Source organism: Sinorhizobium sp. NFACC03 (assembly GCF_900103435.1).
Lineage (GTDB): Bacteria > Pseudomonadota > Alphaproteobacteria > Rhizobiales > Rhizobiaceae > Ensifer.
Genome location: NZ_FMXF01000001.1, coordinates 511,026 through 531,980, shown reverse-complemented (window position 1 = coordinate 531,980; position 20,955 = coordinate 511,026). Strand labels below are relative to the sequence as shown.

Annotated in this window: 21 protein-coding genes; 13 read left to right on the top strand and 8 right to left on the bottom strand. The window is 63.9% G+C overall.

From position 1 onward, the window contains the following. Window positions 1-211 precede the first annotated feature (211 nt). Window positions 212-472: a DUF1344 domain-containing protein gene (locus BLU35_RS02545; protein ID WP_057250698.1), complete on the top strand. Its 261-nt coding sequence runs from the start codon at window positions 212-214 to the stop codon at window positions 470-472. A gap of 94 nt (window positions 473-566) precedes the next feature. On the opposite strand, the gene BLU35_RS02540 is transcribed toward BLU35_RS02545, so the two are convergent. The 4 genes from BLU35_RS02540 to BLU35_RS02525 all read right to left on the bottom strand — a co-directional run bounded on the left by BLU35_RS02540 (window position 567) and on the right by BLU35_RS02525 (window position 3,993). Further along, window positions 567-1,151, bottom strand: coding sequence for a histidine phosphatase family protein (locus BLU35_RS02540; RefSeq protein WP_058320385.1), 585 nt, complete (start codon window positions 1,149-1,151; stop codon window positions 567-569). Between the two features lie 47 nt (window positions 1,152-1,198). Further along, window positions 1,199-2,017: an enoyl-ACP reductase FabI gene (gene fabI, locus BLU35_RS02535; protein WP_057250703.1), complete on the bottom strand. Its 819-nt coding sequence runs from the start codon at window positions 2,015-2,017 to the stop codon at window positions 1,199-1,201. A gap of 208 nt (window positions 2,018-2,225) precedes the next feature. Beyond that, entirely contained in the window at window positions 2,226-3,332 is a 1,107-nt protein-coding gene (locus tag BLU35_RS02530; RefSeq protein ID WP_093232072.1) for a DnaJ C-terminal domain-containing protein, read from the bottom strand. 208 nt (window positions 3,333-3,540) lie between these two features. Then, on the bottom strand, window positions 3,541-3,993 hold the full coding sequence (locus BLU35_RS02525; protein ID WP_093232071.1) for an RT0821/Lpp0805 family surface protein: 453 nt from the start codon (window positions 3,991-3,993) through the stop codon (window positions 3,541-3,543). Window positions 3,994-4,134: 141 nt separating this feature from the next. On the opposite strand from BLU35_RS02525, the gene pdxH reads away from it, so the two are divergent. After that, complete coding sequence (pdxH, locus tag BLU35_RS02520) at window positions 4,135-4,755, top strand: pyridoxamine 5'-phosphate oxidase (RefSeq protein ID WP_057250709.1); 621 nt, start codon at window positions 4,135-4,137, stop codon at window positions 4,753-4,755. Window positions 4,756-4,766: 11 nt separating this feature from the next. Here the strand turns inward: pdxH and BLU35_RS02515 are convergent, their stop codons facing one another. Next, complete coding sequence (locus tag BLU35_RS02515) at window positions 4,767-5,816, bottom strand: polysaccharide deacetylase family protein (protein ID WP_093232070.1); 1,050 nt, start codon at window positions 5,814-5,816, stop codon at window positions 4,767-4,769. A gap of 219 nt (window positions 5,817-6,035) precedes the next feature. On the opposite strand from BLU35_RS02515, the gene BLU35_RS02510 reads away from it, so the two are divergent. Further along, window positions 6,036-7,307 (top strand): serine hydrolase, encoded by a 1,272-nt coding sequence (locus tag BLU35_RS02510; protein ID WP_502688134.1) that lies wholly within the window; start codon window positions 6,036-6,038, stop codon window positions 7,305-7,307. Window positions 7,308-7,542: 235 nt separating this feature from the next. Here BLU35_RS02510 and tldD read toward each other — a convergent pair whose 3' ends face one another. Together tldD and BLU35_RS02500 are read right to left on the bottom strand one after the other, a co-directional pair. Further along, window positions 7,543-8,958, bottom strand: a complete 1,416-nt coding sequence (gene tldD / locus BLU35_RS02505; RefSeq protein ID WP_093232068.1) for a metalloprotease TldD — start codon at window positions 8,956-8,958, stop codon at window positions 7,543-7,545. Between the two features lie 74 nt (window positions 8,959-9,032). Then, window positions 9,033-10,232, bottom strand: coding sequence for a winged helix-turn-helix domain-containing protein (locus BLU35_RS02500; protein ID WP_093232067.1), 1,200 nt, complete (start codon window positions 10,230-10,232; stop codon window positions 9,033-9,035). Between the two features lie 172 nt (window positions 10,233-10,404). On the opposite strand from BLU35_RS02500, the gene BLU35_RS02495 reads away from it, so the two are divergent. The 5 genes from BLU35_RS02495 to BLU35_RS02475 are packed head-to-tail and all read left to right on the top strand — an operon-like array spanning window position 10,405 to window position 14,950. Further along, window positions 10,405-11,085, top strand: a complete 681-nt coding sequence (locus tag BLU35_RS02495; protein WP_093232066.1) for an energy-coupling factor ABC transporter ATP-binding protein — start codon at window positions 10,405-10,407, stop codon at window positions 11,083-11,085. Beyond that, window positions 11,079-11,684 carry an energy-coupling factor transporter transmembrane component T family protein gene (locus BLU35_RS02490; RefSeq protein ID WP_093232065.1) on the top strand — a complete coding sequence of 202 codons (606 nt, stop codon included), beginning with the start codon at window positions 11,079-11,081 and terminating at the stop codon, window positions 11,682-11,684. The genes BLU35_RS02495 and BLU35_RS02490 overlap by 7 nt, the downstream gene beginning before the upstream one ends. 36 nt (window positions 11,685-11,720) lie before the next feature. Further along, a complete protein-coding gene (locus BLU35_RS02485; RefSeq protein WP_057250719.1) occupies window positions 11,721-12,284 on the top strand; it encodes a biotin transporter BioY in 564 nt (187 codons plus the stop codon). 4 nt (window positions 12,285-12,288) lie between these two features. Further along, the gene (locus tag BLU35_RS02480) at window positions 12,289-13,791 is read left to right on the top strand and encodes a class I adenylate-forming enzyme family protein (RefSeq protein ID WP_093232064.1); all 1,503 of its coding nucleotides are present in this window, start codon (window positions 12,289-12,291) and stop codon (window positions 13,789-13,791) included. Beyond that, complete coding sequence (locus BLU35_RS02475) at window positions 13,769-14,950, top strand: thiolase family protein (protein WP_093232321.1); 1,182 nt, start codon at window positions 13,769-13,771, stop codon at window positions 14,948-14,950. Before BLU35_RS02480 ends, BLU35_RS02475 begins: the two co-directional genes overlap by 23 nt. 56 nt (window positions 14,951-15,006) lie before the next feature. Here BLU35_RS02475 and BLU35_RS02470 read toward each other — a convergent pair whose 3' ends face one another. Beyond that, window positions 15,007-15,408, bottom strand: a complete 402-nt coding sequence (locus BLU35_RS02470) for an acyl-CoA thioesterase (RefSeq protein WP_057250723.1) — start codon at window positions 15,406-15,408, stop codon at window positions 15,007-15,009. Between the two features lie 16 nt (window positions 15,409-15,424). Here BLU35_RS02470 and BLU35_RS02465 point away from each other — a divergent pair, with 16 nt between their 5' ends. From BLU35_RS02465 to dxs, 5 genes are all read left to right on the top strand, one after another. Next, complete coding sequence (locus BLU35_RS02465) at window positions 15,425-16,396, top strand: zinc-dependent alcohol dehydrogenase family protein (RefSeq protein WP_093232063.1); 972 nt, start codon at window positions 15,425-15,427, stop codon at window positions 16,394-16,396. A 63-nt stretch (window positions 16,397-16,459) separates the two neighbouring features. Continuing rightward, on the top strand, window positions 16,460-17,389 hold the full coding sequence (locus tag BLU35_RS02460) for a histone deacetylase family protein (RefSeq protein WP_093232062.1): 930 nt from the start codon (window positions 16,460-16,462) through the stop codon (window positions 17,387-17,389). Window positions 17,390-17,391: 2 nt separating this feature from the next. Then, the gene (locus BLU35_RS02455) at window positions 17,392-17,643 is read left to right on the top strand and encodes an exodeoxyribonuclease VII small subunit (protein ID WP_058320395.1); all 252 of its coding nucleotides are present in this window, start codon (window positions 17,392-17,394) and stop codon (window positions 17,641-17,643) included. A gap of 110 nt (window positions 17,644-17,753) precedes the next feature. After that, window positions 17,754-18,677 (top strand): pirin family protein, encoded by a 924-nt coding sequence (locus tag BLU35_RS02450; RefSeq protein WP_057250730.1) that lies wholly within the window; start codon window positions 17,754-17,756, stop codon window positions 18,675-18,677. Between the two features lie 244 nt (window positions 18,678-18,921). Beyond that, window positions 18,922-20,835, top strand: a complete 1,914-nt coding sequence (dxs, locus tag BLU35_RS02445; RefSeq protein WP_286161442.1) for a 1-deoxy-D-xylulose-5-phosphate synthase — start codon at window positions 18,922-18,924, stop codon at window positions 20,833-20,835. Window positions 20,836-20,955 lie beyond the last annotated feature (120 nt).

Sequence of the window (20,955 nt, the reverse complement as noted above, 5' to 3'; positions counted from 1 at the left end):
TCATGGGGAAATCAATATTCCGCCTCCCCTACTTCGACGCTCCCCCGCTTGAAAAAAACGATGTCGCCGTCCAGTCTTGCGGCGTCGGACAGGCCATCAAAAAACCGGGGCCTGACGGCCAAAAGCCAAGTTACAAGGCAATTTTTGCCACAATCGGGGACCAAGGGTGATGACAAGAATGTTCGCAGAATCGTTGAAAAGGGCAAGAAAGATGCGTTTTGTCATTGCCGCGCTCATGGCCGCCGCCGGCTTGCTTTCGCCTTTGTCCGCTCTTGCGGAAAGCGCCGACGTGGAAGCGACCATTACGGGTGTCGACACGGAACGTCTCAGCCTGCAGCTCGATGACGGCAAGAGCTACCAGGCACCCGAAGAATTCAATTTCGAGGGCCTGAAGGAGGGCGTGAAGGTGCTGGTCTTCTATACCGAAGTCGATGGCAAGCGGGTCATCAACGACCTCGAAATCGTACAGTAAGCAGCGACCCGTCCCTCAGATCACGCAATTCCGGACGGGAAACCGTTCCATACTTTTCCTGGCATTGCTTTGGGGCGGGTTATCGTTCCGGCCGTCAGATCCAGCCGATGGCACCGCCGGAAATGCGCAGAAGGCGATCCTGCGGGATCGCCGCAGACGCAGCCTCTTCGGCCTCCATTTCTCCAAAGAGCTTGAAAAGCGATCGGATGACACCGCCGTGGCTGACGCAGACGGTCGGCTTCGTCACGTCCTTTAGCCAGGCGGCAACACGCCAGGACAGGATTTCGTAACTCTCGGCATCAGGTCCCGGCGGAATGAAGTCCCACTTCACCGCGCGCCGTTCGGCGATCCTTTGCGGCGCCGAGCGCTTGAGCTCGGGAAGCGTGTGCCCTTCCCAGTCACCGAAGGATACCTCCTTCAGCCGTTCGTCGGTACGGTAGGCGGCGGGATCGAGCCCCATCGCCAGCCTCACGCGCTCCATGGTCTCGCGCGTGCGGCCAAGCGGGCTCGCGACGAAATCGAAATGCGCGGCGTCGGTGCCGAGGATACCGGCGAGTGCTGCGCCATTGCCGGTCGCCTGCTGGCGACCGAAATCATTGAGCGGGATGTCCTTCTGCCCCTGGAGCCGGCTTTCGGCATTCCAGTCGGTCTGTCCGTGACGGATCACATAGATCAGCACAACATGTCTCCGGGCAGCGGGGCCGTCGAACCGGCAAGCCGTGCCGATCAGTCCTTGAGCACGGAGATATCGGGCGCGTCCACCGCCTTCATGCCGACGACATGGTAACCGCTGTCGGCGTGGTGGACTTCACCGGTGACCGAACGCGACAGGTCGGAGAGCATGTAGAGGCCGACGTCGCCGACTTCCTCGATCGTCACGGTGCGGCGCAGCGGCGCGTTGTACTCGTTCCACTTGAGGATATAGCGGAAGTCGCCGATGCCGGAGGCAGCCAGCGTCTTGATCGGGCCGGCGGAGATGGCATTGACGCGAATGTTCTTCGGGCCGAGGTCGACCGCGAGGTACTTCACGCTGGCTTCGAGCGCAGCCTTGGCCACACCCATAACGTTGTAGTTCGGCATGACCTTTTCGGCGCCGTAGTAGGTCAGGGTCAGCATCGAGCCGCCATCGGTCATCAGCTTTTCAGCGCGACGGGCAACCGCGGTGAACGAGTAGACCGAAATCTGCATCGTCTTGGCGAAGTTCTCGGGCGAGGTATCGACGTAGCGGCCGGTGAGTTCGTCCTTGTCGGAGAAACCGATCGCGTGCACCACGAAATCGATCTTGCCCCATTGCTTTTCGAGCGTATCGAAGACGGCGTCGATGCTGGCTTCGTCGCTAACGTCGCAATGGCCGGCCATGAAGCCGTCGATCTCGGCGAGCAGCGGCTCGACGCGCTTCTTGAGCGCATCGCCCTGATAGGTCAACGCAACTTCACCACCCTGCGCATGGATGGCCTTGGCAATGCCCCATGCGATGGAACGGTTGTTTGCAACGCCCATAATGACGCCGCGTTTGCCCTTCATCAGACCGGATGCCTGAGCCATGGTAAGTCCCCAATACTATTTCCAGCAACGGCCGGCGCCGGTGCCAAAGTTCACAAATGTCATACACACCCCACCGAACGGGTGCGGCAAATTGTCGAGAATTGCCTATGGCATAGTGGCAAGGGTGGTTCAAGCGCGCCTGAGATCAGGAACTGTTAGTCCCCGTAATATTGGTTCAAAGTGTCAGCGAACTGTCACAAATGGACCGTCACAGATAGAATCCGTCGCGCTGCGACTTCATCAGATCGGTCACCTTCTCATCCGGCGTGTCTTTCAGGACCAGCCGCAGCTCCACCAGGAGATCGCCATGGGTCCCGTAGGTTCCGGGCAGGCCCTGGCCTGCGAGACGGATGATCTTGTCCGAACCGGACCAGGCCGGCACGACGACGGTGACCGGACCAACCGGCGTCTCGATGCGCTCCTCGCAGCCGAGGACAGCACCCTGCAGATCGATCGGTAGGGTCGTGAGCAGGTCAAGGCCACGGGTGCGGAAGGTGCCGCTCTGATCGACCCTGAGCGTGACGACGACATCGCCGCGACTCATGCCGGTGACGCGATAACCCTGTTCCGCCAGGCGAATGGTCTGCCCATCGACGGCACCCGGGGGAATTTGAACCTTCAGGCTCTCGCCATCCGGAAGTTCGACAGTCAGGCGCTGGCGATTGATCAGGTCCTGGATGCTGACAGCCAGATCGACGGTAAGGTCGGGCACCTTCTCGGCGGTCTTTGCTGCGCGGCCGCGGATGCGCCGGACGATGGCTGCGACGAGTTCGGCTGCGGGCGCTGCGGCGCGCTGCATGAGCGGCGTATCCGTCCTGGCGACGGCTTCCGGCTGCGCCTCGGCCGCGGGTTCAGGCTTTACCTCGGCAGCTTGAGCCGTGCGTTCCGGCTCCTTGGCCGCTGTCGGTTTCGGCGCGGGCTTGGGCGATGGGTTCGCCGCCGGCTTCGGCGATGGCCGGGCCGACTTGGCACGTGCTTCGGCGCCGAAGATCTGCGAGATGGCGTCCTCGGCGGTCTCCGCGTCGACGGGCGCCTCCTCCTGCACGTTGCCACGCATCTTTGCCTTCATCGCCTCCATGCGACGAAGCTCGGCCTCGCGGCGCGCATAGTCGTAGCGACTCCTGAGCTTCGGATCGCGCAGAAGCTCATAGGCCCTGCCTGCCTCGGCAAAGCGCTCGGCGGCAGTGGGGTCGTCCTGGTTATGGTCCGGATGCACGGCCTTTGCCAGCGAACGCCAGGCCGCCTTGATTTCGTCCTGCCCGGCGTTGCGCCGGACACCGAGGATCGCATAGGGATCACGCATGGCTTCTACCATCTTCTCTGATCGGCGGCCTCTCCCTGATGCCCGCCTTATGCCCCGATTGAAGGCGTCATTGCCGCCCGTCCACTGAGCACCGATGATCCGGAGAACTTGCTAAATAGTGGTTAGCCGCAACGGTGCCACCAGCTCAGGAATGACCGCCGCGGACGATCGTTCGCACTTTTAGAGAATTGTGGTTAATCGCGAATTTCCGAGTGCTATCTCAGGCGCGCGGGCCGAAGCTCGTCAGATACCAGGCGCCATCGCCGCCCTGGCACGTGCTGCCGTCGAACTTTGCGATGCCCTCGTAGGAATGGCGCGTCGTGGTGAAGCGGCGGCAGAGCATACCGCTCGCGCGGTCTTCCTGAATGATGCTGATGACACCGGCGCTGCCGGAAGTCGCGTTGGCCCAGGGGATCGGGTTGATCGAGCCGCCACCGAGTTCGGCCGATGTCACGGCATTGCGAACCATCACGGCGTCGGAGAGGCCATCGGAGGTCTTGGCAACCGGAACGGTGCCCGTCGAGACCGTGCGGTCGACGCCGCTGCCAAAGAAATCGAGACCCGCGCCCATGCAGCCGGAAAGCGCCAGGACCGGCAGGCAAATTGCCGCGCTACGCAGCAAGGCGAAGGAATACCCCTTCTTGGTATCGATCCACTTTGCTATGTCTTGCACGGCAATCCTGTCAGACTCGCTGGAGCCGCACGCTGCTCGAGAAGGTCAACGTACAGGCTCCGACATTTTTGATGCGGAAATACCGGTCGGGCTCATCCCGAAGCATTTCCGCGCCAGACATCACGGCATTGGAAGGCAATAATGGCGGCGAATGAGTTAACAAGCGGTGACTTCACCGAATCAAATGAGCCCTTTTCCCTGTTTGGCACATGGCTGAAGGACGCGGAAGGCAGCGAAATCAACGACCCGAACGCGGTCGCGCTTGCCACCGTCGACAGCGACGGACTGCCGAACGTCCGCATGGTTTTACTGAAGGGCTTCGACGAACGCGGTTTCGTTTTCTACACGAATTTCGAGAGCCAGAAGGGCCAGGAAATCCTTGGCGCCCGCAAGGCGGCCATGTGCTTCCACTGGAAATCCCTGAGGCGGCAGGTGCGCGTGCGCGGTCCGGTCGAGATCGTGACCGACGAAGAGGCAGACGAATACTTCAAGAGCCGGCCGCGCGGCAGCCGCATCGGCGCCTGGGCATCGAAACAGTCACGCCCGCTTGAAGGCCGCTTCGCACTGGAAAAGGCCGTCGCCGAATACACCGCCCGCCACGCACTCGGCGAGATCCCGCGCCCGAGCTACTGGTCCGGCTTCCGCATCCGCCCGACCTCGATCGAATTCTGGCACGACCGCCCCTTCCGGCTGCATGACCGGATGGAGTTCCGCCGGGCAACACCCGAAGGCGGCTGGGAAAAGGTGCGCATGTACCCTTGATTGGCGGCCGTTCAGGCGCCCGCCAAGCGGAATGGGATACCGGACGCCAGCGCCGAGACGTAACGTGCCCGCTGGAAATGACCATTCAGCGAAATGCGCGGCAGCGCATGAAGGCTGGATGTCGCGCGTTCGACGAGCGTTCCGGGCCGGGTGGTGACCGCGAGGGAAAAACCGAGATCGGCGACGATGCGATGATCGCGTGCCGAGACGGCCGGTGCGTCGCCATAGGGATAGGCGAAGGCCAGAGGCTGCCGGCCGGTAATGGCCTCGACACGCTCCGCCGACTGGCGAATTTCTCGCCTTGCGTCGTCGTCGCTCAGACGCGCGACTGAGCGATGGCTGATCGTGTGCGCGCCGAGGCTGGCCAGCGGGCTTTCGACCAGTTGCCGCAGACCTGCCTGATCCAAAGTCAGCCGTTCCGTGATCGCCAGCGGATCGATACCGTGTTCGATCGCTGCGGCGTTCAGCAATGCAATGGTCGTCGCTTCATCGCGGCTATGAACGACCGCCGCGACACGATTGAAGGCCGCCTGCTTGTCCGCAGTCGTATGCGTTGGCAGCGTCTCGACACCGTGACCGAAGTCGAACCGCAGCGTCTCCTTCGTCGCGAGCACGTCGGCGAGCGTTTCCCACCAGGGCGTATGGGTTCGATCGATGAAGCCCCCAGCGACAAACACGGTGAAGGGTGCAGCATGGCGCTCGAACACCGGCAGCGCATGCGCGAGATTGTTCCGGTAGCCATCATCAAGCGTAAAACAGGCGATCGGCCCGCCACCGGCGGCCAGCACATCCGGCAATTGTTCGAGCGGGATGAAGCGATAGCCGTCACGCTTCAGCGTCGTCAAAGCTGCATCGAGGAATTCCGGCGTGATCTCCAGATGGGCGTTGGGATCGAAGGCACGCACAAGCCTCGGCCGGACATGGTGCAGCGTGAAGATTGCCCCCTTTCCGCGCGCGCCAGCCATCAGCCCGACGCGGCTCAGCCCTCCGGCGACCTCCAACCCGCCGGCGATGGCGGCGCGGCGAATAATTGTCGCGATCGTGTTGATGTTCGGCCCCATGTTTCCCCGCGGCATACAGGCCTGGAAAGTTAACGGCGAGGGCGTTAAACCTTGTTGAACGGAGAGGACATTCATTGGCCATTTACCACGGCCCCGAAAACAGGGCGGGACCGCCACATTCCGCCCTAAAGTTGCAACAAAGACACGCGCCTTGTCACAAGACGAAACAGCATCGCGCCTGGCCGACGGCGCCTTTCGACGGGGATCGATATGAAAACTTTGCGCTGCCTCCTGCTTGCGATTTTCGCTTTCGCGCTTGGGTCCGCAACGGCAATCGCCGGAACCGCCTCGCTGGTACTGGATGCGCGCACCGGCAAAGTCCTCTCGGCCGAAAACCCTGACGTGCTCAACCATCCGGCCTCGCTGACCAAGATGATGACGGTCTACATGACCTTCGAGGCGCTGCGGCGCGGCGAACTTTCGTGGGACAGCAAAATCAAGGTCTCGAAGACGGCGGCGGCCAAGCCGCCGATGCGCCTCGGCCTCAAACCCGGCATGACCATCACGGTCCGCGAGGCGGTGCTCGGCATGATCGTGCGGTCGGGCAACGATGCCGCGACCGCAATGGCGGAAAAGCTCGGAGGGTCGGAGGCAAACTTTGCCAGGATGATGACCGCCAAGGCGCGGCAGCTCGGCATGCGCAAGACGGTCTTCACCAACGCCTCCGGCTTGCCGGCCAGCCAGCAGGTGACGACAGCGCGTGAGATGGCGACGCTTGCCGTCGCGCTGATGCGCGACTTTCCCAGGGAATACCGGCTGTTTGCCACCGAGAGCTTCAGCTTCCGCGGCCGCAAGGTCCGCGGCCACAACAATCTGATGTATCGCTACGAGGGCATGGACGGCATCAAGACCGGCTATACCAACGCTTCCGGCTTCAATCTCGTCAGCGCCGTCAAGGACGGCAATCGCCGGGTGGTCGGCGTCGTGCTCGGTGGGCGGTCGGCGCGCAGCCGCGATGCCAAGATGGCGGCACTTCTCGATCGTCATGTCGGCAAGGCTTCGACGAAGACCGGGCGGCAGCTGGTCGCGTCCACCCGCGGCGGGAAGGTGGTCGAAACGCCGGTCGAGGTGGCGTCGGCGGCGACATCGGACGTTCCGATGCCCTTTGCCGCGCCCCAGCGGGCGAAGCAGGATTCCGTTGCCGCTTTGATTGCGGCAACATCCACAGCCGCTATACCTGCGGAACGTCCCACCGAGGTGGCCGAGATCGAAACGACGGCCGCGGCACCTGCTGCAGCTGGGGGCTGGCAGATCCAGATTTCGGCGGCACCGTCTGCCGAGGCAGCCCGCATGCTGCTCGCTCAGGCACGCTCCGAAGCCGGCGCTCCCCTCGCCGGGGCCACACCCTACACTGAAGCTGTCGGCAAGGGCGCCAATGCCATCTACCGCGCCCGCTTCGTCGGCTTCTCGAGCCGGGACGCTGCGGCCGCGGCCTGCGATGCGCTCAAGCAGCGCTCCTATGATTGCATGATGCTGCCGTCACGCGGGTGAGCGGAGGCGGCAATGGAGGAGGTCTTCATCAGGTTTCCGCGTTGATCCTGCGGAAACGATTGGCGCGCCACCAGTCACATTGCTCCTCGGTGTAGCCAAGGAGCAATCCCTCCTCGCGCTCATCTTCCGCGGCGCCGCACGATCTCGCCAGCATCCCCGTTGAACCTGAGTTCGTGGCTTGGCGTGGCGGTCTCCGGTGACAGAAATCACAGCTTGAAGACCGCTATCGCTATCCTTACGCCTGCGTGCCGCCGACGGTGATCTGATCCATGCGCAGATGCGGCTGGCCGACGCCAACAGGCACCCACTGGCCGGCCTTGCCGCAATTGCCGATGCCGGTGTCGAGCTTCGTGTCGTTGCCGACCATGGTCACGCGCTTCATGGCGTCCGGGCCATTGCCGATCAGCATGGCGCCCTTCACCGGCGCACCGATCTTGCCGTTTTCTATGAGATAGGCCTCGGTGCAGCCGAAGACGAACTTGCCGGAGGTGATGTCCACCTGGCCGCCGCCGAAGGAAACGGCATAGATGCCCTTCTTGACCGAGGCGATGATTTCCTCCGGCGTCCTCTCGCCTGACAGCATGTAGGTATTGGTCATGCGCGGCATCGGCACATGGGCGTAGCCCTGGCGGCGGCCATTGCCGGTGGGCGTCATGCCCATCAGGCGGGCGTTCTGCCGGTCCTGCATGTAGCCGACGAGCTTGCCGTCCTCGATCAGCACGTTGTAGCCGGACGGCGTACCCTCGTCGTCGATCGAGATCGAACCACGGCGCGCCTCGATGGTGCCATCGTCGACGACGGTGACACCCTTGGCGGCGACCTGCTCGCCCATCAGGCCGGCAAAGGCCGACGTCTTCTTGCGATTGAAATCGCCTTCGAGGCCGTGGCCGACGGCTTCGTGCAGCATGACGCCCGGCCAACCGGAGGCAAGCACCACGTCCATGGTGCCGGCCGGCGCATCGATCGCTTCGAGATTGACAAGCGCCTGGCGCAGCGCCTCATCGGCGCCCGTCTTCCAGTTTTCCTCGGTGACGAAATCGCCGAAGCCGCGACGCCCGCCGGTGCCGAAGGAACCACTTTCCTGGCGATCGCCGTCACCGGTGACGACGGAGATGTTGATGCGGGTCATCGGCCTGACGTCATGCACGCGGTGGCCGTCGGCGCGGAGGATGTCGACAACCTGCCAGCTTGCCGCGATCGACGCCGTCACCTGCCGAACCTTGGGATCCTTGGCGCGCAGATAGGCGTCGATCTCCTGCAGCAGGGCAACCTTCGCCTCGAAGCTCGGCTCGCCGATCGGGTTCTCGTCGCCATAGAGCTTTTTGTTGGTGCGCTGCGGCGCGGCCGCATAGGAGCCGGCATAGCCGCGGGTGACCTGCGCCGCCGCATCCGAGGCGCGGCGAAGCGCCGACAGCGAAAGCTCGCCTGAATGGGCGTAGCCGACCGCTTCTCCGGCGACGGCACGAAGACCGAAACCCTGGTCGGTGTTGAAGCTGCCGCCCTTCAGACGGCCGTTGTCGAAGGACAGCACCTCGGCTTGCGCATGTTCAAGAAAGAGCTCGCCGTCGTCGGCGCCGGCGAGCGTCTCCGAGAGAACCTTGCGGATCGTTGCCTCGTCGGCATCGAAGAGGCTCATCAGATCGGTGTTCATGGTGGTGCGCTCCCGCGTCGAGAAATTCTATCGCCTCCATTTAGGAAGGCCGCGGGTTCAAGCCAAGGAAAATATCACGTAAGCGATGCGTCCCAGCCTTCGAGGCGCTCCACTTTTTCGACGCCGGCAAAACGGGCAACACGCTCGAGCTCCGCATCGATGCGCTCCAGGCGGCCTGCCGACGCGCGGACGCCCGTCTCGAGCCAGAGCTTCCGCACGTCGAGGCTGCCGCGCTTGCGGTCCGCCTTCATGTCGATGCGGCCGATCATTCGGTCACCTTCGATCAGTGGGAAGACATAGTAGCCGTATTCGCGCTTGGCCTCGGGCACGAAGATCTCGATGCGATAGAAGAAGCCGAACAGCCGCTCCGTGCGGTTGCGGTCGCGCAGCAGCGGGTCGAAGGGGCTGAGCACCCGGACACGGCCCGGAGGTTCCGGGATATCGCCGAGCGCTTGCGGAAAACCGGTGAAGGCGAAGGCGGCGCGCGGGCGGCCACCATCGATCGCCTCGATCAACACTTCGCAAAGTTCATCGCGATGCTCGGCAACCCAAGTCTTCGCCTCGTCGGGGGATACGAGATCCCAGAAGGCGGCGATCTCGCCGTGGGTGGCAAAGCCCAGGCGTTCGAGCCCACTGCGGCAAGCCCAATCGATGAATTCCGGGTGGCTGACGTCGCCATCCTGATGATGCGGCGGGATCACCCGCTCGGTCAGATCATAGACCTTCTGGAAATTCTCACGCCGCGCGATCGCCAGTTTTCCGGTGCGCCAGAGCACTTCGAGTGCGGTCTTCGAGGGGTGCCAGTTCCACCAGCCGCCGGATTCGTGCTCGGCTTCCTTGAGGTCGCGCGCGAGCACCGGTCCGCCCTCGGCGATGCGCTGATAGGTCTCGTCACAGCCCTTCTCGAAGCCCTCGCCGCGCCATTTTTGCCAGCGCTCGACGATCGTCTCGCCTTCCCATTTGAAGCGGTGCTTCCAGTAGCGGAAGAAGCTGCTCGGAATGATCGAGGCGTCGTGCGTCCAGTGCTCGAACAGGTCTCGATCATCTTCCAGAAGCGCCGTCAGATGTTCGCGGCGATAGGTCTGGTTGCGGGCAAACAGGATCTGGTGATGGGCGCGCTCGACCGTGGCTATGCTGTCCACCTGCACGAAGCCGATATCGTGGATGAGCTTCAGCAAGCCCTCCTTGCCGAGCGCACGGTTCGGAGCGCCGGAAAGGCCCTGCTTGGCGAGGAAGATGCGACGGGCGTCGCTGTTGGAAAGGCGAATCGTCATGGCGATAAGAATAGGCTTTTATTCCCATAATTCAAACTGAAGCAGGATGAGGAAATGCATGCGCCGTGTTCCGCCCGCATCTCTGTCCCGCTCCACCGCATTGCCCTTGTTGTCGGACTTGGCCTATAGAGCACCCCGAAAACGGCGCGGGCCGAAGATAGCGAGGGACGGAATGGACATCCGCTTTACCGATTGCGCGGTCCGCTTCGGCGAGCGGGTGGCATTGCACCCGTTGAACTTGACGCTCAGTGAAAAGCGCGTCGGCATCATCGGTCTCAACGGTTCCGGCAAGACCACTTTCGCCCGGCTGATCAATGGCCTGGTCAAGCCTTCCTCGGGCCGAGTGACGGTCAACGGGCTGAACACGGTCGAAGACGATCGCGCCGTGCTTTCCGAAGCCGGCTTTATCTTCCAGAACCCGCAGCACCAGCTGATCATGCCCATCGTTGCCGAAGACATCGCCTTCGGCTTGAAGAACCGTGGCCTTTCGCGCGAGGAAATCGACCGCCGCATGCAAGGCGCGCTGTCGCGCTTCGGCATCGAACATCTGGCACGACGGCGCGTGCATGAGCTTTCGGGCGGAGAGACGCAGCTCGTCGCCATGGCGAGCGTCGTCGTCACCGATCCGAAAATCCTCATCCTCGATGAGCCGACGAACCAGCTCGACCTGCGCAATCGACGACACGTCGCCGAAACGATCGAGGGGCTGCCGGAGGATACGGTGGTGATCACGCACGATCTCGCGCTTGTCGAGAATGTCGATCGGTTGCTTCTCTTCCACGAGGGCCGGCTTGCGGCCGACGGCAATCCGGGCGAGACCATTCGCCGCTACCACGAGATCGCCGGATGCTGACGAGCCTGCACATCGAAGGCGACAGCCTGTTGCACCGTCTGTCGGTGAGAGTGAAGCTCATTGCGCTCGCAGCCCTGAGCATCGTCCTCTTCCTCAGCGGTTCACTGGTGCTGCAGGCGATCGCCTTCGTCCTTGCCGCCGGCCTCTATCTTTCCGTCGGGCTCCCCCTGAAGGAGGCAATCGCGCGCGTCGGCTTCGTCTTCCTGACGATCTTCTTTCTGGCCGCGGTCAACCTTTTTCTGCTGCCGGTCGGCGAGGTCGCGACCCTGACGTTGAGGCTGATGGCCCTGGTGCTGTTTGCGGCCGCCGTCACGGCGACGACGACGATCAGCGCCTTCATGGACGAGATCACCATCCTGCTGATGCCGCTCGAACGGCTGGGCTTGATGCGGGCGGCCGATGTCAGCCTGGCGCTCGGGCTGGTGCTGCGCTTCGTCCCCGACATCTTCGCCCGCTACGAGGCAATCCGCGAGGCGCACCGCGCCCGCGGCCTGCCGATTCGACCGTTGACGATCATCGGGCCGCTGATCATCCTGACGCTCAAAGATGCCGATACCATCGCTGCGGCGATTGACGCGCGCGGATTTCGTCGCCAATAGATGCGAAAAATCTAATACACAGGGAACCGGAACGTCATGAACACCAGAGATCTCGTCCTCATCGCCCTCTTCGCCGCGATCGTCGTCGTGCTCGGCCTCATTCCGCCGATCACGCTCGGCTTCATTCCGGTGCCGATCACCGCCCAGTCGATGGGTGTGATGCTCGCCGGGTGCATTCTCGGCGCCAAGCGCGGCGCACTCGCCTTTCTCCTGTTCCTGCTTCTGGTCGCCATCGGCCTGCCGGTGCTCTCGGGCGGTCGCGGCGGCCTTGCCGTCCTTGCCGGCCCGTCGGGCGGCTTCATCATCGGCTGGGTCGTCGCCACCTTCGTCACCGGCCTGATTGCCGAGCGCGCGGTGCGCGAGGGCCAGGCGGAAACGCGCCAGTTCATCGGCTTCTTTCTCGCCTCCGTCCTCGGCGGCATCGTCGTGCTCTATGCGATCGGCATGCCCTGGGTTTCGGCGGTTACCGGCACGCCGCTCCTGACCGTTGCCACCGGTTCGCTCGCCTTCATCCCGGGCGACCTCTTGAAGGCAGCGATCGCAACGCTGGCCGCCCGCGCCGTCTACGCCGGCTATCCGCTGCTGCCGGCACGCGCCTGAGCCGATGCCGTTTGCCGCCGCGATCCATCGCCACGCGGACGAACATCCGTATGCCCCGGCCTTCCGTATGGAGGGCCGGGTTTTCACTTTCGATGAGCTGAAGCGCCTCGCCGGACAGCTCGCTGCGGCATTCGACGATTTGGCGGGGAGTGCCGGGCACCGCAGCGTGCTTGGCGGCCGCGCGCGCCTGATCGTACTTGAGGCCGGCAATCATCCACTCTTCGCCGCCGCATTTCTCGCCGCCACCAGCCAAGGCAATTGCGTCGCGCTGATCGACCCCCATCTGCCCGCAGCAACCCGCCAAGTCATGCGCGACCGCTTGTCTCCCGATCTTATCGTCAGCGCCAATGGCGCGGACTTGTCTCTCCAAACTCCGGCGAACGGCGAGACGCGGTCCTTCATCGAGGAGGACGGTGGAGATCGAGCACCGCTCGCAGTCGGGGAGGACGGCGAGCCGTTTCTGGTCGTTTTCACCTCGGGAACGACCGGCACGCCGAAAGCGATCATCCGTGATCGCGGCTCGTGGCGCAGGAGCCTGGCCACCGGCGCGCGCTTTTTCGGCATCGACCATGGCACCCGCACCTTTGCTCCCGGCCCGCTGGCGCACGGGCTGACGCTCTACGCGCTCGCCGAAACGCTCGGCGCCGGCGCCGAATTCATCGGGGCGGCTCATTTCGACGTAGCGCGAGCGCTGACCATCATCGAGACGGAGAAAGTGCAACGCCTGGTGCTGGTACCGACGATGCTGCGGCGGCTCTGCGCAGCGGCCACGAACAGACCGCAGGCCTGCGTCACACATATCACCGTCGCCGGCGCCAAACTGACGGCGAGCGATCGCGCCGTCGCCGCACTCGCTTTTCCGAAGGCGGAGGTCATCGAATATTACGGCGCCTCGGAGCTGGGCTTCATCAGCGTCGCAACAAGGGATGACACCGCTTCGGCCACCGCCGTCGGCCGCGCCTTCCCCGGCGTTGCGCTCAGCATTCGCAATGACAAAGGGGACGAAGTGCCCACAGGCGAAACAGGGACGATCTTCGTTGACAGCGCCCTCATCTCCGACGGTTATGTCGGGCAAAGCGATGGCGCCGGCTTCCGCCGTCTTGGCCAGCTTGCGACGGTGGGCGACATCGGCTTCCTCGACGACGACGGTATACTTCATCTTCTCGGGCGCGCCGGCGGTATGGTGCTGTCGGGCGGCAACAACATCTACCCGCAGGAGGTGGAAGCGACGCTTGTTGCCTACCCTGACGTTCACGCTGCGCTTGTCCTCGGGCTCGATCATCCGGATCTCGGCAGCGAACTCGTCGCCGTCATCGAGCCGGAGGGCAGCATATTTGACCGAGAAGCGCTTGACCGTCATCTCGCTGCCCACCTGCCGCGCTACAAACATCCGCGCCGCATCTGGCTCTGCGCGAAGATGCCGATGACGCAGTCGGGCAAGGTGGCGGCGGGCACGCTCAGGCAATGGATTGCGAATGGAAACGATGCTCTCGAACTCATCGACTGAGCCGGCACGCACACCGGTGATCATTGCCGCGCTCCGGACACCAATCGGCCGGGTCAACGGCACGCTTCGCGATATCGAACCCTCGCAGCTGGCAGCACCGCTGATCGCCCGTATTCTCGGCGATGTCGGGCTGGAAGCGACCGATATCGACGACGTCATTCTCGGCAATGCCGCAAACAGCGCCGGCAATCTCGCCCGGCTCGCAGCGCTCGAAGCAGGCCTGCCGGTCTCGACGCCGGGCGTGACCGTCGATCGGCAATGCGGCTCCGGGCTGGAGGCGATCACGCTCGCGGCGCGGATGATCCAGGCGGGTGCCGGCCGCTTCTACCTGGCCGGCGGCACCGAGAGTGCCAGCCGCGCGCATATCCGCCTGAGACCGCCGCTGGAGCGCGGCGGCGAGCTCGCGCCCGTCAAACGCGCCCGCATGGCGCCGGACGAGATCGGCGATCCGGACATGGGGGTCGCCGCCGAAAACGTCGCGACCGCCTGTAGGATCTCTCGCAAACGGCAGGATGCCTTTGCGCTTCAAAGCCATCGCCGTGCCGTTGAAGCCGAGCTTGCCGGTCGTTTCGTCCGCGAGATCGTGCCGATCGAGACGGTGGCGGGCTTTGTGTCTCGCGATGAATGCCCGCGTCCGAACGCGTCGATGGAAACGCTGCAGCGGCTGAAGCCGGTCTTCGTCGAGGGTGGCACGGTGACTGCCGGCAATGCCTGCCCGATCAATGACGGAGCGGCGCTCGTGTTGGTGACGAGCCTCGCGGAGGCGAATCGGCTCGGCGTTCGCTTCGCGCTCGAATTCGTCGATGCCGCGACGGCGGGCGTTCACCCTAACCTTCTCGGCCTCGGACCGATTCCGGCGATGCAGAAGCTGAAAGTGCGGCAGCCCGCGCTCGATCCGGCCAAGGTCGATTTCGTCGAATTCAACGAGGCCTTCGCTTCACAGGTGCTTGGCAGCCTCGACGGGCTCGATATTGCGGAGGAAAGGGTCAATCTCGATGGCGGCGCCATCGCGCTCGGCCATCCGTATGGCGCATCAGGGGCAATCCTTACGGTCCGGCTTTTCTCGCAAATGTTGACCGCGCCCGCCGGCACCGAAGGACTGGCGATGATGGGCGTTGGCGGCGGCATGGGCATCGTCGCCCTGTTTCGCGCGGTTTGAGCGCGCGCAATTGCGGACGGAAAACCGCTTCGCACTTTTCCTGCAATTGCTTTGGTTCAGACCGTATAGGCCGCCAGCCATTCCCGTGTCGCGGTCGGCAGCGGCAGTGGGGTGTGGCGTTGCGGATCGACCGCCACCCAGACGACCTCCACTTCCGCCACAAGTTGGCCGCGCGCCTCGACCTTGACGGCGAAGCTGATCGAGCTGCCGCCGATCTTTGTTACGTTGACAGTGAAGCGGGCCGGTTCGTCGTAGCGCAGGCCGCGGTGATAGACGCAGGCCGAGCGGCGCACGAGATAGCTCGGCTCGTTCACCACATGCGGGCGGTGGCGCCAGAGACTGGAAAGGGCTGCTTCCGCATGGGCATAATAGGCGGCATTGTGCATATGGCCGTGCATGTCTATATCGCGAAACGGAATACGGATTTCCGTAACGTTCTCCAGCTCCCTGCCGTCCATGCGAGGCTCCCCGACGATGCGCTCCACCCTCGTTAGACAGTTCGGCGACCCCCGGCAAGTGATTGCGGTCGTCGATCGGGAACGCGTCGCACCGGGACCGGGCGACGTCGAAGTAGCGCTGTCGCTTGCCGCCATCAACCCGTCCGATCTCATCCCGGTGACCGGCGCCTACAGCGCCCGCACCACCCTGCCCTTCGTTCCGGGCTTCGAGGGCTTCGGTACGGTGACGCGCGTCGGCGGCGGCGTGACTTCGCTGAAACCCGGCGACCGCGTGGTACCGATCGGAGCCAGCGGCCTCTGGCAGGAGTATCTGCTGCGACCGGCCGAATGGTGTTTCACACTGCCCGACGACATCCGTGAGACCGATGCGGCCACCTGCTACGTCAATCCGCTGACCGCACTGCAACTGGTCGAGGCGCTGCGCGCGCATTTCGGCGCGCTCGACCGGCGCCGCATCGGCGTCACGGCGGCAGGGTCCGCGATCGGCGGGATGCTGATGAAGCTGCTTGCCGGCGAAGGGGCGAAGGCCATTGGCATCGTTCGCAGACAACGCAGCGCCGAGCGGCTTGCAAGCGAGGTTCCCGGCCACGTCGTTCTTGGCGACGAGAGCCGCATACCCGAACTCCGGCTCGACGCGATCATCGACGCCGTCGGCGGTCCGTTTGCCGGCGATCTCATTCTTCGCACCCTCGAACCCGGCGGCGCCTTCATCCAGTACGGGGCGCTGAGCGGTGTGCCGGTATCTCAGGCAGTGATCCAGTCGCGGCCGGATATCCGCTTCTCGTTCCTGTGGCTGCGCACATGGGTACATTCGGCCGGGCGGCTCGCGATCGAGGCCGCCTTTGCGAAAAGTTTCGACGGCCTGCGCACCGGTCTCTTTTCCAGCCGGATCGCGGAGATCTATCCATTGAGCCAGCTCGGCGCGGCGCTTGCGCATCAGGCAGATGCGGGCCGCGACGGCAAACTGCTGCTCGATCCGCGCTTTTGAAAATTCCGCCTTTCGACTGCCTCGCCATGGACCTTGCAGGGTGACAGCACTAGGTTTCGCGACATGACCACGTTCCTCTATGAAAATCCGGTCTTTCTGGAACACGAGGTTCCGGAGGGGCATCCCGAACGGCCGTACCGGCTGAAGGCGCTGAACCTTGCGCTCGAACATCCGAACTTCGCCGATCTCAAGCGGATCGAGGCGAAGAAGGCGAGCGAAGATCTCGTTCTGCTCGTTCACCCGGAAGAACACCTGCGTAACGTCAAGCGCGCCATCCCGGAGGAAGGCATCAACCATTTCGAGGCGGACACCTATGCCAGCCCCTTGAGCCTCGAAGCCGCATTGACGGGCATCGGCGGGGCGACCGCGGCGGTCGACGCGGTCTTTTCCGGCGAAGCCGACAACGCCTTCGTCGCGGCGCGCCCGCCGGGACACCACGCCGAAAAGAACAAGGCGATGGGCTTCTGCCTCTTCAACACGGTGGCGATTGCCGCCCGGTACGCCCAGAAGGCCTATGGCGCCGAGCGCGTCGCGATCGTCGACTGGGACGTGCACCACGGCAACGGCACGCAGGACATTTTCTGGAACGATCCGTCTGTGCTCTTCTGTTCGACGCACCAGATGCCGCTTTACCCCGGCACCGGCGCCAAGGACGAGACGGGCATCAAGGGCAACATCGTCAACGCGCCGCTGTCACCGAACATGGGCAGCGAGCAATTCCGCGAGGCGTTCCGCAGCCGCGTGCTTGCGGCGCTCACCAATTTCCGGCCGGATTTCATTCTGATTTCCGCCGGCTTCGACGCCCATCACCGCGATCCGCTGGCACAGATCAACCTCGTCGCCGAGGATTTCGACTGGGCGACCGGGCGCCTGCACGAGATCGCCGACCGCAGCGCCGGCAACCGCATGGTCAGCCTGCTCGAAGGCGGCTATGACCTTCAAGGCCTGGCCGAATCGGCCGGCCTGCATATCTCAAGACTGATGAGAGGGTAACCATGAACAACACCACGCAACCGGACGTTTCCGCCCTCACCTTCGAGCAGGCCGTCGAGGAACTGGAGCGGATCGTCTCGGCGCTGGAGCGCGGCGACGTCGCCCTCGACAAGTCGATCGAGATCTACGAGCGCGGCGAAGCGCTGAAGAAGCATTGCGAGGCGCTGCTGAAGGCTGCCGAAGACCGCATCGAAAAGATCCGCCTCGACCGGGCCGGCAAACCGCAGGGCGTGGAGCCGCTCGACGCCGATTGAGAAGCGGATTGGTTGCTCCGCGGAAACGCTTCGTATCGGATTGGTCCCTAGCCGCCTCACCGCGCAGGCGCTAGTTATTGATATGACAGCAAGAAACGGGAGCACGCGCCATGTCTTTCTTTCCAGGCCCCGATCCGCTCGCCGGCGACAAGCCCGCCTGCGACGCCATCGAACATCTGATCGTTCCGCGCACCAGCGATATCGGCGGGCTGCAGGTTCGCCGCGCCCTGCCGTCGGCGAAGCGGCGCCTGGTCGGTCCCTTCATCTTCTTCGACCGCATGGGCCCGGCGCTGCTCCGCGCCGGCGAGGCGATCGACGTGCGCCCGCATCCGCATATCGGGCTTTCGACCGTCACCTATCTCTTCGACGGCGAAATCAAGCATCGCGACAGCCTCGGCACCGAGATGGTGATCCGCCCCGGCGACGTGAACCTGATGACCGCGGGCCGCGGCATCGTGCATTCCGAGCGCTCGCCCGAAAACCAGCGCGGCCACGCGCGCTCGATCTCCGGCTTGCAAACCTGGCTGGCACTACCCGACCACAAGGAAGAAATCGACCCGATTTTCAGCCACACCGAGGAGCGCATGCTGCCGCATATGAGCGATGACGGCATCAAGGCGCGGGTGGTCCTCGGCAATTTCGAAGGCGCGAAGTCGCCCGTCTCGGTCTTCACCGACACCATCTATGTCGACCTCAACATCGCTCCGGGCAAAAGCGCCCCCTTTGCCGCACAGTGGGAAGAACGCGCGCTCTACATTCTCTCCGGCGAGGCGATCATCGCCGGCGACCACTTTGCCGACAACCAGCTGCTCGTCTTCCGTCCGGGCGACGAGATCACGGTGACCGCCGGGCCTGAGGGCTGTCACGTCATGCTCTTCGGCGGTGCAGCACTTGGCTCCGCCCGCCACATCTGGTGGAACTTCGTCTCCTCCTCCAAAGAGCGCATCGAGAAGGCCAAGGAAGAGTGGCGCACCGGCCGCTTCGACATCGTGCCTGGCGACGAGGAAGAATTTGTTCCCCTGCCCGAAAGCTGATCGCGACCGCAAGTAGAACGGCATGAGCGCATAAAACCGCGCAACATTGCCTCATGGCGCTTGAATCGATTTCGATTCACAGAATCATGCGCTAGTCTCTTGGTTGACGACGCAGGAACGCCTAATTTTGCATTCAGCAACGATTGCGTCTAAAGAGCCGCTTCGACGGTACCACCAACTATCGCGCGCCTGATCCCACGGCGCGCATGAGGCATGCAGCGTGACACAACTGCCAACCAATCCGATGCCGGCTACTCCCTTGCTCGACAAGGTGACTTTCCCCGACGATCTGAAGAAGATCGACGACAAGGATCTGCCGCAGCTTGCCGGTGAGGTCCGAGCGGAAATGATCGACGCGGTGTCGCGCACCGGCGGCCATCTCGGCGCCGGCCTCGGCGTTGTCGAACTGACGATTGCCATCCACAAGATCTTCAACACGCCGGATGACCGGCTGATCTTCGACGTCGGCCACCAGTGCTATCCGCACAAGATCCTGACCGGCCGTCGCGACCGCATCCGGACGCTGCGCCAGGAAGGCGGCCTTTCCGGCTTCACCCGCCGTGCCGAGAGCGAGTACGACCCCTTCGGCGCCGCCCACTCCTCGACCTCGATTTCTGCCGGCCTCGGCATGGCGGTCGCCGCCGATCTCGACGGCAAGAACCGCAACGTCATCGCCGTCATCGGCGACGGCGCGCTTTCGGCCGGCATGGCCTATGAGGCGCTCAACAATGCCGGCGCGCTCGATGCCCGACTGATCGTCATCCTCAACGACAACGACATGTCGATTGCGCCGCCGACCGGCGCGATGAGCGCCTATCTGGCACGCCTTGCCTCGGGCCGCACCTATATGGGCATCCGCGAGGTTGGTAAGAAGCTGACCGCCTATCTCGGCAAGACCGTCGACCGGGCGATCACCCGCGCTGTCGAGCATGCCCGCGGCTACGTCACCGGCGGCACGCTCTTCGAAGAGATGGGCTTCTACCATATCGGCCCGATCGACGGGCACTCCTTCGACCATCTCCTGCCGGTGCTGCGCAATGTGCGCGACAATGCCAAGGGTCCGGTGCTGATCCATGTGGTGACGCAGAAGGGCAAGGGCTATCCGCCGGCGGAAGCCGCGGCCGACAAGTATCACGGGGTCAACAAGTTCGACGTCATCACCGGCGCCCAGGCGAAGGCCAAGCCGAATGCCCCGGCCTATACCTCGGTCTTTGCCGATGCGCTGACGCAGGAAGCCGGTTTCGACGACAAGATCGTCGCCGTCACCGCCGCAATGCCGTCCGGCACCGGTCTCGACAAATTCGCCAAGGTCCATCCGTCGCGCTGCTTCGACGTCGGCATTGCCGAGCAGCACGCCGTAACCTTTGCCGCCGGTCTTGCTTCCGAAGGCTACAAGCCCTTTGCAGCGCTTTACTCCACCTTCCTCCAGCGTGGCTACGACCAGGTGGTGCACGATGTCGCGATCCAGGGGCTGCCCGTGCGCTTCCCGATCGACCGCGCCGGCTTCGTCGGCGCCGACGGTCCGACCCATGCAGGCTCCTTCGACACGACCTATCTCGCCACACTCCCCGGCTTCGTCGTGATGGCCGCCGCCGACGAGGCGGAATTGAAACACATGGTGCGCACTGCCGCCGCCTATGATGCCGGGCCGATTTCGTTCCGCTACCCGCGCGGCGAGGGCGTCGGCGTCGAAATGCCGGAGCGCGGCCAGATCCTCGAGATCGGCAAGGGCCGCGTCGTCAAGCAGGGATCGAAGGTGGCGCTGCTCTCCTTCGGCACGCGCCTTGCCGACTGTCTGCTGGCCGCAGAAGACCTCGATGCCGCCGGCCTTTCGACGACCGTTGCCGACGCCCGCTTCGCCAAGCCGCTTGACCATGACCTCATCCGCCAGCTGGCCCGTAACCATGAGGTGCTGATCACCATCGAGGAAGGCGCCGTCGGCGGCTTCGCCAGCCATGTGCTGCAGTTTCTCGCTGAAGACGGCCTGCTCGACGGCGGCCTCAAGGTCCGCCCGATGGTCATGCCCGACATCTGGATGGAGCAGGCCAAGCCCGAAGCGATGTATGCCGCCGCCGGTCTCGACCGTGCCGGCATCGTCTCTACTGTTTTCAAGGCGCTCGGCCAGAAGCAGGATATCGGCATCGGCGCTGCCGGCTGACACGAACGGCGCCCCGTTTAAAAGCAAAACCCCGGCTCTGGTCGGGGTTTTGCTTTTTGTGGATACCGTCGGAGTTCCCGTCTGCGCCATCGCTGTGTTCCCACGAGACAAAGATCTGCG

What these genes read in the sequence shown, in the direction of transcription:
- BLU35_RS02545 (WP_057250698.1), top strand. Translation starts at nt 212, where the DNA reads ATGCGTTTTGTCATTGCCGCGCTCATGGCCGCCGCCGGCTTGCTTTCG.
- fabI (WP_057250703.1), bottom strand. Translation starts at nt 2,017, where the DNA reads ATGGCTCAGGCATCCGGTCTGATGAAGGGCAAACGCGGCGTCATTATG.
- BLU35_RS02530 (WP_093232072.1), bottom strand. Translation starts at nt 3,332, where the DNA reads ATGGTAGAAGCCATGCGTGATCCCTATGCGATCCTCGGTGTCCGGCGC.
- pdxH (WP_057250709.1), top strand. Translation starts at nt 4,135, where the DNA reads ATGGCGGCGAATGAGTTAACAAGCGGTGACTTCACCGAATCAAATGAG.
- BLU35_RS02515 (WP_093232070.1), bottom strand. Translation starts at nt 5,816, where the DNA reads ATGGGGCCGAACATCAACACGATCGCGACAATTATTCGCCGCGCCGCC.
- tldD (WP_093232068.1), bottom strand. Translation starts at nt 8,958, where the DNA reads ATGAACACCGATCTGATGAGCCTCTTCGATGCCGACGAGGCAACGATC.
- BLU35_RS02500 (WP_093232067.1), bottom strand. Translation starts at nt 10,232, where the DNA reads ATGACGATTCGCCTTTCCAACAGCGACGCCCGTCGCATCTTCCTCGCC.
- BLU35_RS02495 (WP_093232066.1), top strand. Translation starts at nt 10,405, where the DNA reads ATGGACATCCGCTTTACCGATTGCGCGGTCCGCTTCGGCGAGCGGGTG.
- BLU35_RS02490 (WP_093232065.1), top strand. Translation starts at nt 11,079, where the DNA reads ATGCTGACGAGCCTGCACATCGAAGGCGACAGCCTGTTGCACCGTCTG.
- BLU35_RS02485 (WP_057250719.1), top strand. Translation starts at nt 11,721, where the DNA reads ATGAACACCAGAGATCTCGTCCTCATCGCCCTCTTCGCCGCGATCGTC.
- BLU35_RS02480 (WP_093232064.1), top strand. Translation starts at nt 12,289, where the DNA reads ATGCCGTTTGCCGCCGCGATCCATCGCCACGCGGACGAACATCCGTAT.
- BLU35_RS02475 (WP_093232321.1), top strand. Translation starts at nt 13,769, where the DNA reads ATGCTCTCGAACTCATCGACTGAGCCGGCACGCACACCGGTGATCATT.
- BLU35_RS02470 (WP_057250723.1), bottom strand. Translation starts at nt 15,408, where the DNA reads ATGGACGGCAGGGAGCTGGAGAACGTTACGGAAATCCGTATTCCGTTT.
- BLU35_RS02465 (WP_093232063.1), top strand. Translation starts at nt 15,425, where the DNA reads ATGCGCTCCACCCTCGTTAGACAGTTCGGCGACCCCCGGCAAGTGATT.
- BLU35_RS02460 (WP_093232062.1), top strand. Translation starts at nt 16,460, where the DNA reads ATGACCACGTTCCTCTATGAAAATCCGGTCTTTCTGGAACACGAGGTT.
- BLU35_RS02455 (WP_058320395.1), top strand. Translation starts at nt 17,392, where the DNA reads ATGAACAACACCACGCAACCGGACGTTTCCGCCCTCACCTTCGAGCAG.
- BLU35_RS02450 (WP_057250730.1), top strand. Translation starts at nt 17,754, where the DNA reads ATGTCTTTCTTTCCAGGCCCCGATCCGCTCGCCGGCGACAAGCCCGCC.
- dxs (WP_286161442.1), top strand. Translation starts at nt 18,922, where the DNA reads ATGCCGGCTACTCCCTTGCTCGACAAGGTGACTTTCCCCGACGATCTG.